The organism is Agromyces sp. Y182, from assembly GCF_059445385.1.
The window spans coordinates 189,778-204,750 of sequence record NZ_JCAIUF010000001.1 but is presented as its reverse complement, the minus strand read 5'-3'; the positions used below and the strand labels follow the sequence as shown (position 1 = coordinate 204,750).

General features: G+C 69.8%; 16 protein-coding genes. All 16 read left to right on the top strand.

Annotated elements, in window-relative coordinates:
* The first annotated feature begins 31 nt into the window (after positions 1-31).
* Positions 32-1,228, top strand: coding sequence for a substrate-binding domain-containing protein (locus AC1C2R_RS00990; protein WP_495378634.1), 1,197 nt, complete (start codon positions 32-34; stop codon positions 1,226-1,228).
* 65 nt (positions 1,229-1,293) lie between these two features.
* Positions 1,294-2,049, top strand: a complete 756-nt coding sequence (locus AC1C2R_RS00985) for an ABC transporter ATP-binding protein (protein ID WP_495350670.1) — start codon at positions 1,294-1,296, stop codon at positions 2,047-2,049.
* Positions 2,046-2,792, top strand: a complete 747-nt coding sequence (locus AC1C2R_RS00980) for an ABC transporter ATP-binding protein (RefSeq protein WP_495350669.1) — start codon at positions 2,046-2,048, stop codon at positions 2,790-2,792. The genes AC1C2R_RS00985 and AC1C2R_RS00980 overlap by 4 nt, the downstream gene beginning before the upstream one ends.
* The gene (locus AC1C2R_RS00975) at positions 2,789-3,664 is read left to right on the top strand and encodes a branched-chain amino acid ABC transporter permease (protein ID WP_495350668.1); all 876 of its coding nucleotides are present in this window, start codon (positions 2,789-2,791) and stop codon (positions 3,662-3,664) included. The genes AC1C2R_RS00980 and AC1C2R_RS00975 overlap by 4 nt, the downstream gene beginning before the upstream one ends.
* Positions 3,661-4,860 carry a branched-chain amino acid ABC transporter permease gene (locus tag AC1C2R_RS00970; protein WP_495378633.1) on the top strand — a complete coding sequence of 400 codons (1,200 nt, stop codon included), beginning with the start codon at positions 3,661-3,663 and terminating at the stop codon, positions 4,858-4,860. Before AC1C2R_RS00975 ends, AC1C2R_RS00970 begins: the two co-directional genes overlap by 4 nt.
* Positions 4,853-6,466, top strand: coding sequence for a class I adenylate-forming enzyme family protein (locus AC1C2R_RS00965; RefSeq protein ID WP_495378632.1), 1,614 nt, complete (start codon positions 4,853-4,855; stop codon positions 6,464-6,466). Before AC1C2R_RS00970 ends, AC1C2R_RS00965 begins: the two co-directional genes overlap by 8 nt.
* Positions 6,463-7,215: a TetR/AcrR family transcriptional regulator gene (locus tag AC1C2R_RS00960; RefSeq protein WP_495350665.1), complete on the top strand. Its 753-nt coding sequence runs from the start codon at positions 6,463-6,465 to the stop codon at positions 7,213-7,215. The genes AC1C2R_RS00965 and AC1C2R_RS00960 overlap by 4 nt, the downstream gene beginning before the upstream one ends.
* Positions 7,212-7,958: a 3-hydroxybutyrate dehydrogenase gene (locus AC1C2R_RS00955; protein WP_375837056.1), complete on the top strand. Its 747-nt coding sequence runs from the start codon at positions 7,212-7,214 to the stop codon at positions 7,956-7,958. Before AC1C2R_RS00960 ends, AC1C2R_RS00955 begins: the two co-directional genes overlap by 4 nt.
* Positions 7,955-8,854 (top strand): alpha/beta fold hydrolase, encoded by a 900-nt coding sequence (locus AC1C2R_RS00950; RefSeq protein ID WP_495378631.1) that lies wholly within the window; start codon positions 7,955-7,957, stop codon positions 8,852-8,854. Before AC1C2R_RS00955 ends, AC1C2R_RS00950 begins: the two co-directional genes overlap by 4 nt.
* Positions 8,851-9,624 (top strand): CoA transferase subunit A, encoded by a 774-nt coding sequence (locus tag AC1C2R_RS00945; protein ID WP_495350664.1) that lies wholly within the window; start codon positions 8,851-8,853, stop codon positions 9,622-9,624. The genes AC1C2R_RS00950 and AC1C2R_RS00945 overlap by 4 nt, the downstream gene beginning before the upstream one ends.
* Before the next feature lies 1 nt (position 9,625).
* Positions 9,626-10,270, top strand: coding sequence for a CoA transferase subunit B (locus AC1C2R_RS00940; protein WP_495378630.1), 645 nt, complete (start codon positions 9,626-9,628; stop codon positions 10,268-10,270).
* Between the two features lie 54 nt (positions 10,271-10,324).
* Positions 10,325-11,371 carry an alpha/beta hydrolase gene (locus tag AC1C2R_RS00935; RefSeq protein ID WP_495378629.1) on the top strand — a complete coding sequence of 349 codons (1,047 nt, stop codon included), beginning with the start codon at positions 10,325-10,327 and terminating at the stop codon, positions 11,369-11,371.
* A 165-nt stretch (positions 11,372-11,536) separates the two neighbouring features.
* The gene (locus AC1C2R_RS00930; protein WP_495380359.1) at positions 11,537-12,649 is read left to right on the top strand and encodes a YihY/virulence factor BrkB family protein; all 1,113 of its coding nucleotides are present in this window, start codon (positions 11,537-11,539) and stop codon (positions 12,647-12,649) included.
* A 165-nt stretch (positions 12,650-12,814) separates the two neighbouring features.
* Entirely contained in the window at positions 12,815-13,525 is a 711-nt protein-coding gene (locus tag AC1C2R_RS00925; protein ID WP_495378628.1) for a hypothetical protein, read from the top strand.
* 74 nt (positions 13,526-13,599) lie between these two features.
* A complete protein-coding gene (gene ispG / locus AC1C2R_RS00920) occupies positions 13,600-14,730 on the top strand; it encodes a flavodoxin-dependent (E)-4-hydroxy-3-methylbut-2-enyl-diphosphate synthase (protein ID WP_495350660.1) in 1,131 nt (376 codons plus the stop codon).
* 74 nt (positions 14,731-14,804) lie between these two features.
* The gene (locus tag AC1C2R_RS00915; RefSeq protein WP_495378627.1) at positions 14,805-14,963 is read left to right on the top strand and encodes a hypothetical protein; all 159 of its coding nucleotides are present in this window, start codon (positions 14,805-14,807) and stop codon (positions 14,961-14,963) included.
* Positions 14,964-14,973 lie beyond the last annotated feature (10 nt).

Sequence of the window (14,973 nt, the reverse complement as noted above, 5' to 3'; positions counted from 1 at the left end):
TCCAGCCATTCACTGTTGAGAGGCACAACCCATGCGAGCTACGAAGAAGTACCTCGCGACGGCCGTCATCGCCGCCGCGACCATTGCACTGGTCGGGTGCGCCCCGACCGCCACCGGCGGCACCGAGTCGACGGATGCCGCCGCCCCCGTGAAGGTGGCGATGCTCACGAGCCAGACCGGACCGCTCGCCGCGTACGGTGCCGCCTACACGGCGGGCTTCGAGGCCGGCCTCGACTACGCGACCGACGGCACCGGCACGGTCGACGGCCGCGAACTCGAGATCGAGTGGGCCGACGACCAGGGCAACCCCGACACCGCCGTCTCGAAGGCGAAGGACTTCATCGGTCAGGGCTACCAGATCCTCGCGGGCACCGCCGCATCGGGCATCGCCACCGCGCTCGCCGAGCAGGCCGCGCAGAACCAGATCCTCTACATCTCGGGCCCCGCGGCCGCCGACGCCATCACCGGCGTCAACGAGTACACCTTCCGCTCGGGCCGCCAGACCTACCAGGACGTCGCCACCGCGGGCACCTTCATCGGCGACCCGGCCGGCAAGAAGGTCGTCGTCTTCGCGCAGGACAACGCCTTCGGCCAGGGCAACCTCGCCGGCGTGCAGGCCGTGCTCGGCGGCCAGGGCGCGACCGTCGAGGGAGTGCTCGTCGCCGAGGATGCGACCGAGTTCACGCCCTTCGCGCAGCAGCTCGTCGACGCGGCACCCGACCTCGTGTTCGTCGCGTGGGCCGGCGCCTCCTCGGGAGCCATGTGGACCGCGCTCTCGCAGCAGGGCGTGTTCGACCAGGTGCCCGTCGTGACGGGCCTCGGCGACGTCGCGACCTACGGAGCCTACGGCGACGCCTCGAGCGACATCTCGTTCCTGAACCACTACTTCGGCGGTGCAGCGGGCACCGATGCCGAGGCCGCGATGATCGATCACCTCGAGGCCGCGGGCGCCACCGCCGACCTCTTCTCGCCCGACGGCTTCGTGGCGGCGCAGATGATCGTGCAGGCCGTGCGCGAGGGCGGCGACACCGTCGACGGCATGATCGCCGCGCTCGAGGGCTGGACCTTCGACTCGGTGAAGGGCGAGATCACGGTTCGCGCCGAGGACCACGCCATGATCCAGCCGATGTACCAGGCGAAGCTCGTGCAGGACGGAGCGAACTGGGTGCCCGAACTCGTCGACACCGTCGACGCCGAATCGGTGGCACCGCCGGTCGCCGGCAAGTGACCTGCGCGGCGGCCGTGCCCTCGAGCACGGCCGCCGCTCTCCATCCGACTCGCAGTAAGGCGACCATGACCCACGACGCGATGCTCAGCCTCGAGCACATCGGCCTCCGTATCGGCGGCGCCCGCATCCTCCACGACGTCTCGCTCGACGTGGCGGCCGGGGAGATGCTCGGGGTGATCGGCCCCAACGGTGCCGGCAAGACCACCCTCTTCAACGTCATCTCCGGCGTCATGCGCCCCACCGACGGCCGCGTCGTGCTCGACGGTGCCGACGTCACGCGGGAGCCGATCCACCGCCGGGCGGCGGCCGGCCTCGGCCGCACCTTCCAGACGTCGAGCCTCTTCGCCGCACTCAGCGTGCGGGAGAACGTGCGGCTCGCCGCTCAGGCCCACCTCGGCGGCGCGACCTCGGTCTTCCGGCTCCCGCGGGCGACGGATGCCGCGAGCGCACGTGCGCTCGAGTGCCTCGCCGAGGTCGGGCTCGAGCACCGGGCCGATGCCCAGGCCTCCGGCCTCGCGCACGGCGAGAAGCGCAAGCTCGAGATCGCCATGCTCATCGCGACCGACCCCAAGGTGATCCTGCTCGACGAGCCCATGGCCGGGGTCGCCTCCGGCGACGTGCCGGCGCTCACCGAGGTGATCCGCGGACTCCACCGCGGCGGTCGTACCGTGCTCATGGTGGAGCACCACATGGAGGTCGTGCTCGGCCTCGTCGACCGGGTCGCGGTCATGCATCACGGCGAACTGCTCGCCGTCGACACCCCGGAGGCCGTCATGGCGAACCCGACCGTGCAGTCCGCCTACCTCGGGGAGGCGGTGTGAGCACCGCGACCTCGGCCGCACCCATCCTCACGGTCAGGGGCCTCTCCGGGCGCATCGCCGGTCAGCAGGTCGTCGAGGACGTCTCCTTCGAGGTGGCGGCCACGGGGGTCACTGCCCTGCTCGGCCGCAACGGCGTCGGCAAGACCTCGACGATCAAGTCGATCCTCGGCCTCATCGACCGGAGCGGCGAGGTGCTGCTCGACGGCGATCGCATCGACCGCCTCCCGACCCACCGCATCGTGCAGCAGGGCGTCGGCTACGTGCCGGAGGACCGCGAGGTCTTCGGTTCGCTCACCGTCGCCGAGAACCTCAGGCTCGCCGAGCGCGACGACCGGCCCCGCCGCGAGTACATCGCCGAGCTCTTCCCCGATATCCACGACCGCCGCGCGCAACGTGCGGGCACGCTCTCCGGAGGGCAGCAGCAGATGGTCTCCCTCGCCCGAGCCCTCGTCAACGAGAACCGGCTCCTGCTCGTCGACGAACCCACCAAGGGGCTCGCCCCGAAGATCGTCGACGAGGTCGCCGCGGCGCTCGGCGAAGCGGCGCGCACCGTGCCGATGCTCCTCGTCGAGCAGAACCTGCACGTCATCCGCGCGCTCGCCGACCGGGTCGTCGTGCTCTCGGGCGGCCGTGTCGTCTTCGCGGGCGAGGCCGCAGACCTCCTCGACGACGAGGACCGCATCCAGCGCTACCTCGGCGTGCACGACGCCGACGCCGACGCGACTGAGGAGGGTGCCCGATGAGCACGATCGTCCTCCTCGTCATCACAGGCCTCGGCCTCGGCGCGCTCTACTTCCTCGTCGCGAGCGGCCTCTCCCTCATCTACGGACTCATGGGTGTCCTGAACTTCGCCCACGGCTCGTTCCTCACGATCTCGGCCTTCATCGGCTGGGAGGTCGGGCGCCGCGTCTCCGACGGCACCTGGTGGGGGCTCGCGCTCTCGGCACTCGTCGGCATCGCCGTCGGCGCCATCGTCGCGGCGCTCACGGAGTACCTGTTGATCCGGCGGCTCTACGAACGCCACATCGAGCAGGCGCTCGTGACCGTCGGCCTCTCGCTCGCGAGCGTCGCCCTCTTCGAGGGCATCTGGGGCACCGACCCGATCTACACCGAGAAGCCCGCCTGGCTCGGCCAGACGACGATGATCCTCGGCGCGAAGATCCCGAACGATCGCTTCCTCCTCATCGCCTGCGCGCTGCTCGTGCTCGGCGGCATCGTGCTCTTCCTCCGGAGGACCAGGTACGGCCTCATCATCCGCGCCGGCGTCGAGAACCGCTCGATGGTCACCGCGCTCGGCATCGACGTGCGCCGCTCGTTCACGCTCGTCTTCGCGATCGGCGGCGCGGCCGCGGGACTCGGCGGAGTGCTCGCCTCGGTGTACTACGGCTACGTCTCGGCCCACCTCGGATCGACGTTGCTCATCTTCGCGTTCATCGTGACGGTGATCGGCGGGCTCGGCTCGCTCACGGGTGCCGCGATCGCCTCGGTGCTCGTCGCCGTGCTGCAGCAGTTCGCCAACTTCTACCTCGGCGGCACGGGCGACCTGGTCGTCGTGATCGCGCTCGCCGCGGTGCTGCTCATCCGCCCGCGCGGACTGATGGGGAAGGTCGCATGACAGACCGACAGGGCACGGCCCGCCAGACGACGGATGCCGCGGCATCCACTCCATCGACGGAAGCCGCGGCATCCACCACCTCCACGGCACCGGCGGGCGCCGGGGCATCCGCTCGGAAGAGCCTGTGGCTCGCACTCGGCGGGGCGGCGCTCGTGGTGCTGCTCGGGCTGCTGCCGCTCCTCGCGATCGACATCCCGGGGGTGCTGCCCGGCCCGACGTACACGCCGGGAACGCTGCAGCTGCTCGCCTACGCGATGCTCATCGCCGCCCTGGCTCTCAGCTACCGCATGATGTTCGGCCTCGCGGGACTGCTGTCGTTCGGCCACGCGCTCTTCTTCGCGGCGGGCGCCTACGGACTCGGCATGACCCTCGACGCGTTCGCACCGGTGGCCTGGCCGAGCGAGCTCATCTTCCTCGGCTCGATCGTCGTCACGCTCGTCTTCGGGCTCGTGCTCGCGGCGACCGTGGGGGCGCTCGCCCTGCGGGTCACCGGCATCTCGTTCGCGATGGTGACGCTCGCGTTCGCCCAGGCGGGTTCGGTGATCATCCGGCGCAATCCGGGCGGAGCGACAGGCGGCGACGAGGGCCTCTCGCTCGACATCGCGAACGTGCCGGGTGCGCTCGTCGGCGTGCTGAACACCCGCAACCTCTACTGGGTGGCGCTCGGCGTGCTCGTCTTCGTGTACCTCGTGGTGCTCTGGGTCGAGCAGAGCCGGGCCGGTCACGTCGCCGAGGCGACCCGCGAGAACGAGCTGCGCGTGCGCGTCATCGGCATCCGCCCCTACACCGTGAAGCTCCTGATCTTCATCGTCGCCTCGGTGCTCGCAGCGGTCGCCGGCATGGGGTACCTGCTGCTGCAGTCGGGGGCGTCCCCGCGCGTCGCGACGGCCGACTTCACGCTGACCCTGCTCGTCATCGTCGTGCTCGGCGGAGTGGGGTATCGCTGGGGTGCGATCGTGGGCGGTATCGTCTACACACTGCTCGACCAGCGACTGACGGCGCTCGCAGGCTCGGACGCGATCGCGGCCCTGCCGGATGTGCTCCGGATCCCGCTCTCCGAGCCGTTGTTCATTCTGGGAACGCTCTTCATCCTCGTGGTGTTGTTCCTGCCCGGGGGGATCGCGGGGCTCCCGCAGCGCCTCCGCACGGGGCGGAAGCAGCACCCGGCCGAAGCGGAGGAGGCCGCAGATGCCTGACGCACTCCACACGCTCGGACGGTGGACGCGCGACCGCGCCCGCGCCACCCCCGAACGCGTCGCGATCGACGACCGCGGCGTCGTGGTCAGCTACCGCGAACTCGACGACCGGGCCGAACGGCTCGCGGCGGCGTTCCGTGCCGCGGGCTTCGCCATCGGCGATCGGGTCGCCACCCTCACCGGCAACAGCGCCGATCACGTCGTGCTGTTCTTCGCGTGCGCCAAGGCCGGCCTCGTGCTCGTGCCGCTCTCGTGGCGCCTCGCTCCGCGAGAGCTCGCGACCCAGCTCGAGATCGCCGATCCCGCACTGCTCCTCATCGAGAGCGAGTTCGAGTCGCTCGCCCGGGCGACGCTCTCCCGCGTCATCCGCGTCATCCCCACCGCTGCGCTCGGCGCGCACGGCGTCGAGGCCGAGATGCCCGCGCCGGCGAGACACGGAGCCTCGGCGCCATCCGCTCGCACCGAGGTCGCCGACGACGACGCGCTGCTCATCATCTTCACCTCGGGCACCACGGCGACGCCGAAGGGCGCCGTGCTCACGCACGCCAACTGCTTCTGGACGAACCTCTCGTTCTCGCGCATCTCGGAGCTCCGCGCCGCCGACACCGTGCTCGCGGTCATGCCGCAGTACCACGTGGGCGGATGGAACATCCAGCCGCTCCTCGCGTGGTGGACCGGAGCGACCGTCGTGCTCGAGCGCACCTTCGATCCGGGCCGGGTGCTGCACCTCATCCAGGACCGCGGCATCACGTCGATGATGGGCGTGCCCGCGAACTACCTCTTCCTCGCACAACATCCCGACTTCGCCCGCACCGACCTCTCGAGTCTCGAGCACGCGATCGTCGGGGGAGCGCCCATGCCACCCGCGCTCCTGCGCGCCTGGCACTCGCGCGGGGTCGCGCTCGCCCAGGGCTATGGACTGACCGAGGCGTCGCCCAACGTGCTGTGCCTTCCCGACGAAGACGCACAGAGCCGCGCCGGATCGGCGGGCAAGCCCTACCCGCACGTCGACGTCGCGGTCGCCGACCCGGTGACCGGTGAACGCCTCGACGGCGACGCAGAGGGCGAGCTGCTCGTGCACGGGCCGTCGGTCTTCGCCGGGTACTTCCGAGATCCCGCCGGCACGGCGGCCGCGCTGCACGACGGGTGGCTGCACACCGGCGACCTCGTGCGCCGCGACGCCGACGGCTACTTCACGATCGTCGACCGCATCAAGGACGTGTACATCTCGGGCGGCGAGGGCATCGCCCCAGCCGAGGTCGAAGCCGTGCTCCAGAGCCACCCCGCCGTCGCCGACGTCGCCGTCGTGGGAGTTCCCGACGAGCGCTGGGGCGAATCCGGCGTGGCCTGGGTGGTCGTCGGTCGAGGGCGGGTGACGGATGCCGCCGAGCTCATCGAGTTCGCCCGCGCCTCGCTCGCCCGGTTCAAGGTGCCGCGCGAAGTGCACCTCGTGGACGAACTGCCGCGGTCGACGGCCGGCAAGGTGCTGCGGCGGGTGCTCGCCGAGCGCGCGACCGCGATCGCCGACGCCGGGGCCGACGCCGGGGCCGATGCCCGCAGCGGCGCCGAGCCCGCCACCACGCATCACCGAGAGGACGCACGATGAGTGCAGCACCCCGAACCGCACGTGGCGAGAAGACCCGGCGCCGTCTGCTCGAGGCGGCCGAGCACGTCTTCGCTGCACACGGCTACCACGAGGCATCCGTCTCGCGCATCACCGACCGCGCAGGCGTCGGCCAAGGCACCTTCTACCTGTACTTCGCCACGAAGCTCGACATCTTCAACGAGCTCGTCGAAGACCTGAACCATCGGGTGCGCCAGGCCATGAGCGAGGGCACACGCGGCGCGGCGAACCGCATCGAGGCCGAGCGTGCGGGGTTCGCGGCGTTCTTCCGGTTCACGGCGGAGCACCCTGCGCTCTACCGTGTCGTGCGCGAGGCCGAACTCGTCTCGCCCGACGCGCTGCGCCTGCACTACACGCGCATCGTCGACGGGTACATCGACGGGCTCCGCGAGGCGAGCGAAGACGGTGAGATCGGCGACATCGATCCGACCGTGGCGGCATGGGCGCTCATGGGCATCGGCGAGATGATCGGCATGCGCTGGGTGCTCTGGGGCGACGGCGACGCAGCGCCCGGCGACGACGCCGACCCGACCGCGAGCGGCACCCGTGCCGTGCCGCCCGAGGTGCTCGACGAGATGATGCGCTTCGTCGAGGGGGCGCTCGGCCGACCCTCGGCCGACGGGCGGGCGACCGATCGCACGGGCTCCGGCGCACAGACCGCCGATCGCGCTCCGGCGAACGACGACGACATCGAACCGCGCAGCGACGCGGCCGGCAAGGAGGAATCGTGACCGATCTCAGCGGGCGCCGAGCGCTCGTCACCGGGGGAGCGAGCGGCATCGGTGAGGCCTGCGCCCGCGCGTTCGCCGAAGCGGGCGCGCACGTCACCATCGCCGACCTCAACGGCGAGGCCGCCGAGCGCGTCGCGGCCGAGCTCGGAGGTGAGGCGTGGCAGGTCGACCTCGGCGACACCGCCGCGCTCGCCGACCTCTCGCTCGATGCCGACATCCTCGTCAACAACGCGGGCATCCAGCACGTGCGCCCGATCGAGGAGTTCGAGCCCGAGCGCTTCGCGTTCATCTTGCGGCTCATGCTCGAGTCGCCGTTCCTGCTCATCAGGGCCGCACTGCCCGGCATGTACGCACGCGGCTTCGGCCGGGTCATCAACATCTCGAGCGTGCACGGGCTGCGCGCCTCGCCGTTCAAGTCGGCCTACGTGGCGGCCAAGCACGGCCTCGAGGGTCTCTCGAAGGTCACCGCCCTCGAGGGCGGCCCGCACGGCGTCACGTCGAACTGCATCAACCCCGCCTACGTGCGCACGCCCCTCGTCGAGCGGCAGATCGCCGATCAGGCGAAGGTGCACGGCATCTCCGAAGACGAGGTGGTGCCCAAGGTCATGCTGACGGAGTCGGCCGTCAAGCGGCTCGTCGAGCCCGAGGAGGTCGCAAGCCTGGCCCTGTGGCTCGCGGGCCCGGCCGCCGGCATGGCGACGGGCGCCAGCTACACGATCGACGGCGGATGGAGCGCACGGTGACGTCGACGGCCTTCGCCGCGCCCGTCGAGGGCGGCCTGCTCGCGGGCGGCCAATGGCGAACGGATGCCGCCGGCCTTCCCGTGCTCGCCGTGCACGGCATCTCGGCGACCCACCGCAACTGGGATCTCGTGGCCGATGGCCTCGCCGAGCGGAGGGTGATCGCCCCCGACCTGCGCGGTCGTGGCCGCAGCAACGCGCTGCCGGGACCGTACGGCCTCGAGCGCCACGCCGACGACGTGGCCGTGGCCCTCGACGCCCTCGGCGTCGACCGGGTCTACGTGCTCGGCCACTCGATGGGTGCGTTCGTCTCGGTGCGATTCGCCGAACGCCACCCCGATCGGGTCGCGGGCATCGCGCTCGTCGACGGCGGGCTGCCGGTGCCGAACCCCGAGGGCGTGCCCGACGAGGAGCTGCCGGCGCTGCTGCTCGGCCCAGCGCTCGAGCGCCTCTCCATGACCTTTCCCGATCGGGCCGCGTACCTCGACTTCTGGCGGCGGCATCCGGCGCTCGGACCGTACTGGAACGCCTCGATCGAGGCATACGTCGAGTACGACCTCGACGGCGTCGAGCCGAGCCTCAGGAGCTCGGCGGTCGCTGCCGCCGTCGTGGAGAACGCCGTGCAGCTCGACGGCGCGAGCGGATACCTCGAAGCGCTCCGGGCGTTGGCCGGGCCGGTCGACTTCTTCCGCGCTCCTCGCGGACTGCAGGACGAGGCTCCGCTCTACCCCGAGGCGCTCGTCGCCGAGTGGGCCGAGCGGATGCCGCAGCTCGTCGTGCACGACGTCGCCGACGTCAACCACTACACGATCGTCATGACCGAGCCCGGCGCGGGTAGCGTGATCCCTGTGATCCGTGCCCGCATCGAGGCGGCGGAAACACAGGAAGGTGCATCGTGACACTCGACAAAGTCGTCGGGTCCGCTCAAGAGGCGGTCTCCGACATCCCTTCGGGCTCAAATCTCGCCGTCGGCGGATTCGGGCTCTGCGGCATCCCGATGGTGCTGATCCAGGCCCTGCTCGACGCAGGGGTCGACGGGCTCTCCGTCGTCTCGAACAACTGCGGCGTCGACGACTGGGGGCTCGGCGTGCTGCTCGCGAAGCAGCGCATCGCCAAGATGACCTCGTCGTACGTCGGCGAGAACAAGGAGTTCGAGCGGCAGTACCTCTCGGGTGAGCTCGAGCTCGAGCTCACGCCGCAGGGAACGCTCGCCGAGAAGCTGCGAGCCGGAGGCAGCGGCATCGCGGCCTTCTTCACCCAAACCGGCGTGGGCACGCAGGTCGCCGAGGGCGGGCTGCCCCGGCGATACCACGCCGACGGCACGATCGCTGTCGCGAGCCCGGTGAAGCCCGTGCAGACGTTCGACGTCGCGGGGGTGGCCCGCGAGTTCGTGCTCGAAGAGGCGATCACGACCGACTTCTCGCTCGTGCACGCGCTGAAGGGCGACCGGTACGGCAATCTCGTCTTCGACAAGTCGGCTCGCAACTTCTCGCCGCTCGCGGCGATGGCCGGGCGCGTCTGCATCGCACAGGTCGAGGAGATCGTCGACGCCGGCGAGATCGACCCCGATGCCGTGCACCTGCCGGGCATCTACGTCGACCGCATCGTGGTCGTCGGCCACGAGATCGAGAAGCGCATCGAACGTCGCACCGTGCGAGAGGGGAACTGAGATGGCACTGACCCGCCTCGAGATGGCCGCCAGGGCCGCCCGTGAACTCGCCGACGGCTCCTACGTGAACCTCGGCATCGGCCTGCCCACGCTCGTGCCCAACTACGTGCCCAACGGGGTCACGATCCTCCTGCAGTCCGAGAACGGCATCCTCGGCGTCGGACCGTACCCGACCGACGACGCGGTCGACCCCGATCTCATCAACGCCGGCAAGGAGACGGTGACGGTGCTGCCCGGTGCCGCGTACTTCGACTCGGCGACGAGCTTCGGCATGATCCGGGGTGGCAAGATCGACGCCGCCATCCTCGGCGCCATGCAGGTGTCGGCGGCGGGCGATCTCGCCAACTGGATGATCCCCGGCAAGATGGTGAAGGGCCCCGGCGGTGCGATGGACCTCGTGCACGGCGCCCGCAAGGTGATCGTGCTCATGGAGCACGTCGCGAAAGACGGCACCGCGAAGATCGTGAACGAGTGCTCGCTGCCGCTCACCGGGCGCGCGGTCGTGCACCGCATCATCACCGACCTCGCCGTCATCGACGTGACACCCGAGGGCCTCCGGCTCGTCGAGTGCGCGCCGGGGGTGAGCGTCGACGAGGTCGTGGCCGCGACCGAGCCGCCGCTCATCACCTCCTCGCTGGTCGAGTAGGCCCGCCAGGGCCGTATCGAGACCCCCCGGATCCAGCGTCGAGAAAGCAGCATCATGGTCGAAACGATCTTCCCCGGCATCGTCGCGCGCACGGTCGAGACGTCGCGTCTCGTCGCGGGCGTGCTCGAGCGGCGAGCGGATGCCCCGTCGGCAACCGTCGTCTTCGTGCACGGCAACGTCTCGTCGTCGCTGTTCTGGCAGCCGACGATGCTCGCATTGCCGCCCGGCATCGCGGCGTACGCGGTCGACCTGCGCGGCTTCGGCGAGAGCGAGACGCTGCCGGTCGATGCCACTCGCGGCCTGCGGGACTTCTCCGACGACGTGGCATCCGTCATCGACGCCCTCGATCTCGGCGCCGTGCACCTCGTCGGCTGGAGCATGGGCGGCGGCGTGGTCATGCAGCTCCTGCTCGACCGGCCCGAACTCGTGGCGAGCCTCACCCTCCAGTCGACGGTATCGCCGTACGGCTTCGGCGGCACGGCGCTCGACGGTTCGCTGCTCACACCGGATGCCACGGGCACCGGTGGCGGGGGAGTGAACCCCGACTTCGTGGCGAGGCTCGAAGCGGGCGACCGGAGCGACGAACCGGGGTCGCCGCGCGCGGTGTACCGCTCGAGCTATGTGGCGGCGGGCTTCGTCTCGGAGCACGAAGACGTCTGGGTGGAGTCGATGCTCTCGACGGCGACCGGCCCCGACAACTACCCGGGCGATTCGAGCGCCTCCGAGAACTGGCCGGGCTTCGCACCGGGAGCGCGCGGCGTGCTGAACACGATGGCGCCCTCCGTCTTCAACACCGCGGGCATCGTGGACCTCGACCCGAAGCCGCCGATCTTTTGGATCCATGGTGCGCAGGATGCGATCGTAGGTGATGCCTCGTTCTTCGACCTCAACCAGCTCGGCAAGGCCGGCATCATCCCGGGCTGGCCGGGCGACGAGGTGGCACCGGCGCAGCCGATGATCTCGCAGACCCGGGCCGTGCTCACCCGGTACGCCGACGCCGGCGGCCGGTTCACGGAGCTCGAGCTCGACGAGTGCGGTCACTCGCCCCACCTCGAGCACCCAGACGCGTTCCGCGACGCACTGGTCGCGCACCTCGACTGAGGGCGCGACTATAACCGCCGGTTCTCTCAGATGCGAGGGGGTACCGCAACCCGGCATGCGGCCGAAGACTTGATGCACGGACTGCGCGACGGTCCGGCGGGGTCGATCGTCGGCCGGCTTTCGCACGGCGATCACCTCGAGGCATCCGGTATCGAGGAGGACATCGTGGCCGAAGACGGAGCCAGCACGAAGCTGGCGGATGCCCCGGCACCCGACGACGAGCGCAAGCCAGACTCGTTGCGTGAGGTGACGAAGCGATCGTGGATGTACGTGCTGCGGAAGAGCTTCCGGGAGTTCGTCGACGACGAGTGCCCCGATCGGGCGGCGTCGCTGACCTACTACGGTGTGCTGGCGCTCTTCCCCGGCCTGCTCGCCTTCGCGTCGCTCCTCGCAATCGTCGGCCAGGGTGAAAAAGCGATCAACGCGCTGTTCGAGATCGTGGAGCAGGTCGCTCCAGGCGCTGCGCTCGACGTGATCCGCGAGCCGCTCGAGGACTTCAGCGCCTCGCCGGCCGCGGGATTCGGATTCGTCACCGGTCTCGTGCTCGCGATCTGGTCGACGTCGGGGTACGTGGGGGCGTTCAGCCGGGCGATGAATCGCATCTACGAGATCGACGAGGGTCGTCCGTTCTGGAAGCTGCGGCCGATGCAGCTCGTCGTGACGATCGTCTCGCTCCTGCTGGTCGTCGTCATCGCCGTCATCCTCGTGGTGTCCGGCCCGGTCGTCGACGCCATCGGCGGCGCGCTGGGAATCGGCGAGGCCGTGCAGATCGTCTGGGAGATCGCGAAGTGGCCGCTGCTCGCGCTCGCAGTGATCTTCATCGTCGCGCTCCTCTACTACGCGACGCCGAACGCCAAACAGCCGAAGTTCCGCTGGATCAGTGTCGGAGCAGTCCTCGCGATCGTGGTGCTCGTGATCGCCTCAGCGGGTTTCGCCCTCTACGTCGCGAACTTCTCGAACTACGACCGCACCTACGGCTCGCTCGCGGGCGTCATCGTGTTCCTCCTCTGGCTCTGGCTTGCGAACATCGCCCTGCTCCTCGGCGCCGAGTTCGACGCGGAGCTCGAGCGCGGACGCCAGCTCCAGGCGGGCATCGAAGCAGAGGAGAACATCCAGCTCCCGCCCCGCGACACTCGAAAGAGCGAGAAGGCCGCGAAGCAGGAGGAGGAGGACGTGGAGCTCGGGCGACGGATCCGGCTCGAGCACTCCGACGACGACACTGCGGGTGAACCGGAACGCACACGGAGTGCGTCGGAAACCGAGCGGGAACAACGCTGAAGCGGACCATCGGCTCCGATACGCAACCCCCGACCTCGGTTCCGCAGGCGCTGGTCGCGCACATGGGCGCTGCCTGAATCGTTATCTTCCGGCATCATCTACGGGACCGGGTGATGTGGCACGATCGACTCACACGTGAGGTGCACGTGCGAGAAAGGACTCCACGTGTCTCGACCGCTTCCTTGGGCCGTTGCGGCCATCGCCGTTCTCGTGACGCTCAGCGGCTGCGTCGGAGGGTCCCCAGCGCCCGCGCCGGATGCCGCACCGACGTCGACGGTAACGCCCGAGCCGGCGCCGGAGCCCGTCGACCCGTTGACGACGGTGACGGCGCTCGTCGCAACGCCCGAGGCGCTCGAGCTCCGGGACGACTCCGGGACGGTCGTCGCGTCACTCGACTACCTCGGCGACCCGGCTGAGGCCCTCTCGACGCTCGAGACTGTGTTCGACACCGCCCCGGTGAGCGAGGACTATCCGGGCAATAGTCACTTCACTCCCGGTGTGGTGCATCGCTGGGGTGGCATGGAACTCTGGCAGCCGGAGTACGAGGGTGAAGTGGCTTCGGTGCCCCGCAGCTACTATCTGCCGTCGTTCTTCGTGCGCTTCACCGCCGCGGTGTCCGGCGAGGCCGAGTTGACCACCGACGACGGGCGCCAGGTCGGCGACCCTTGGGCCGAGCTGCGTGCTGAGCCCGAGCTTCAGACGAACCCGTCAGGGTGCTCGGGTCCGTATCTGGACTTCGTCGAGCTCCCGCGAACGGATTCAGATGGCAACGACTACGTGCAGAGGGTCGCCGTCGAGTTCCGCTCTTCCGATGATGAATCCACTGTGGTTCGGATCGCGGCCCCTGTCGAGGTGCACGAAGACGGCTGCGCCTGACCCGGCATCCGCTTCACAGCCGCCGACCGCTCGCGCGGAAGTAGACTCGGATCGTGCCTGCTGTGAATCTCGGAATGCCCAAAGTCCCTGAGGTACTGGCCCCGCGACGCAAGTCCCGCCAGATCAAGGTGGGCAAGGTGCTCGTGGGCGGCGACGCCCAAGTGAGCGTGCAGTCGATGACCACGACGCCCACGACGAACATCAACGCCACCCTGCAGCAGATCGCCGAGCTCACGGCTTCGGGCTGCGACATCGTGCGAGTCGCGGTGCCGAGCCGCGACGATGCCGAGGCGCTGCCGATCATCGCGAAGAAGAGCCAGATCCCGGTCATCGCCGACATCCACTTCCAGCCGAACTACGTGTTCCAGGCGATCGACGCCGGCTGCGCCGCGGTGCGCGTCAACCCCGGCAACATCCGCAAGTTCGACGACAAGGTCGGCGAGATCGCGGCGGCGGCGAAGGCGGCCGGCGTGAGCCTGCGCATCGGCGTGAACGCCGGGTCGCTCGACCCTCGCCTGCTCGAGAAATACGGCAAGGCGACGCCCGAAGCGCTCGTCGAGTCGGCGGTCTGGGAGGCGAGCCTCTTCGAAGAGCACGACTTCCACGACTTCAAGATCTCGGTCAAGCACAACGACCCGATCGTCATGGTGAAGGCCTACCGCCTGCTCGCCGAGCGCGGCGACTGGCCACTGCACCTCGGCGTCACCGAGGCGGGCCCGGCGTTCCAGGGCACGATCAAGTCGGCCACGGCATTCGGCATCCTGCTCGGCGAGGGCATCGGCGACACCATCCGCGTCTCGCTTTCCGCTCCGCCCGTCGAGGAGATCAAGGTCGGCCTGCAGATCCTGCAGTCGCTGAACCTCCGCGAGCGCAAGCTCGAGATCGTCTCGTGCCCGTCGTGCGGCCGCGCTCAGGTCGACGTGTACAAGCTTGCGAACGACGTGACCGACGGTCTCGAAGGAATGACCGTGCCGCTCCGCGTCGCCGTCATGGGCTGCGTCGTCAACGGTCCCGGCGAGGCTCGGGAGGCCGACCTCGGCGTGGCATCCGGCAACGGCAAGGGCCAGATCTTCGTGAAGGGCGAGGTCATCAAGACCGTGCCCGAGTCCGAGATCGTCGCGACCCTCATCGAAGAGGCCAACCGCATCGCCGACGAGATGGGCGCCGACGCGCCGCTCGGTTCTCCCGAGGTGCTCACCCCGTAGTCGTGAGCGTCGCCCGAGCGTAGGGTGGGCGAAAACGGGTGCCCTACGGCATCCGATCGCGAGAGGAGACCGCGATGAGCGGAGATGGCACCGAGTTCGAATACCCTGACGAAGCGGGGTATCCCGATGGCATGGGTACGCTCCACGAGGGCACCGACGACGCTGCGACGGCAGCCGAAGGCGACCTCGAGGAGTTCGCGCTCGACGACGAGGAAGACATCGAGGGCGTCTGATCGGCGACGG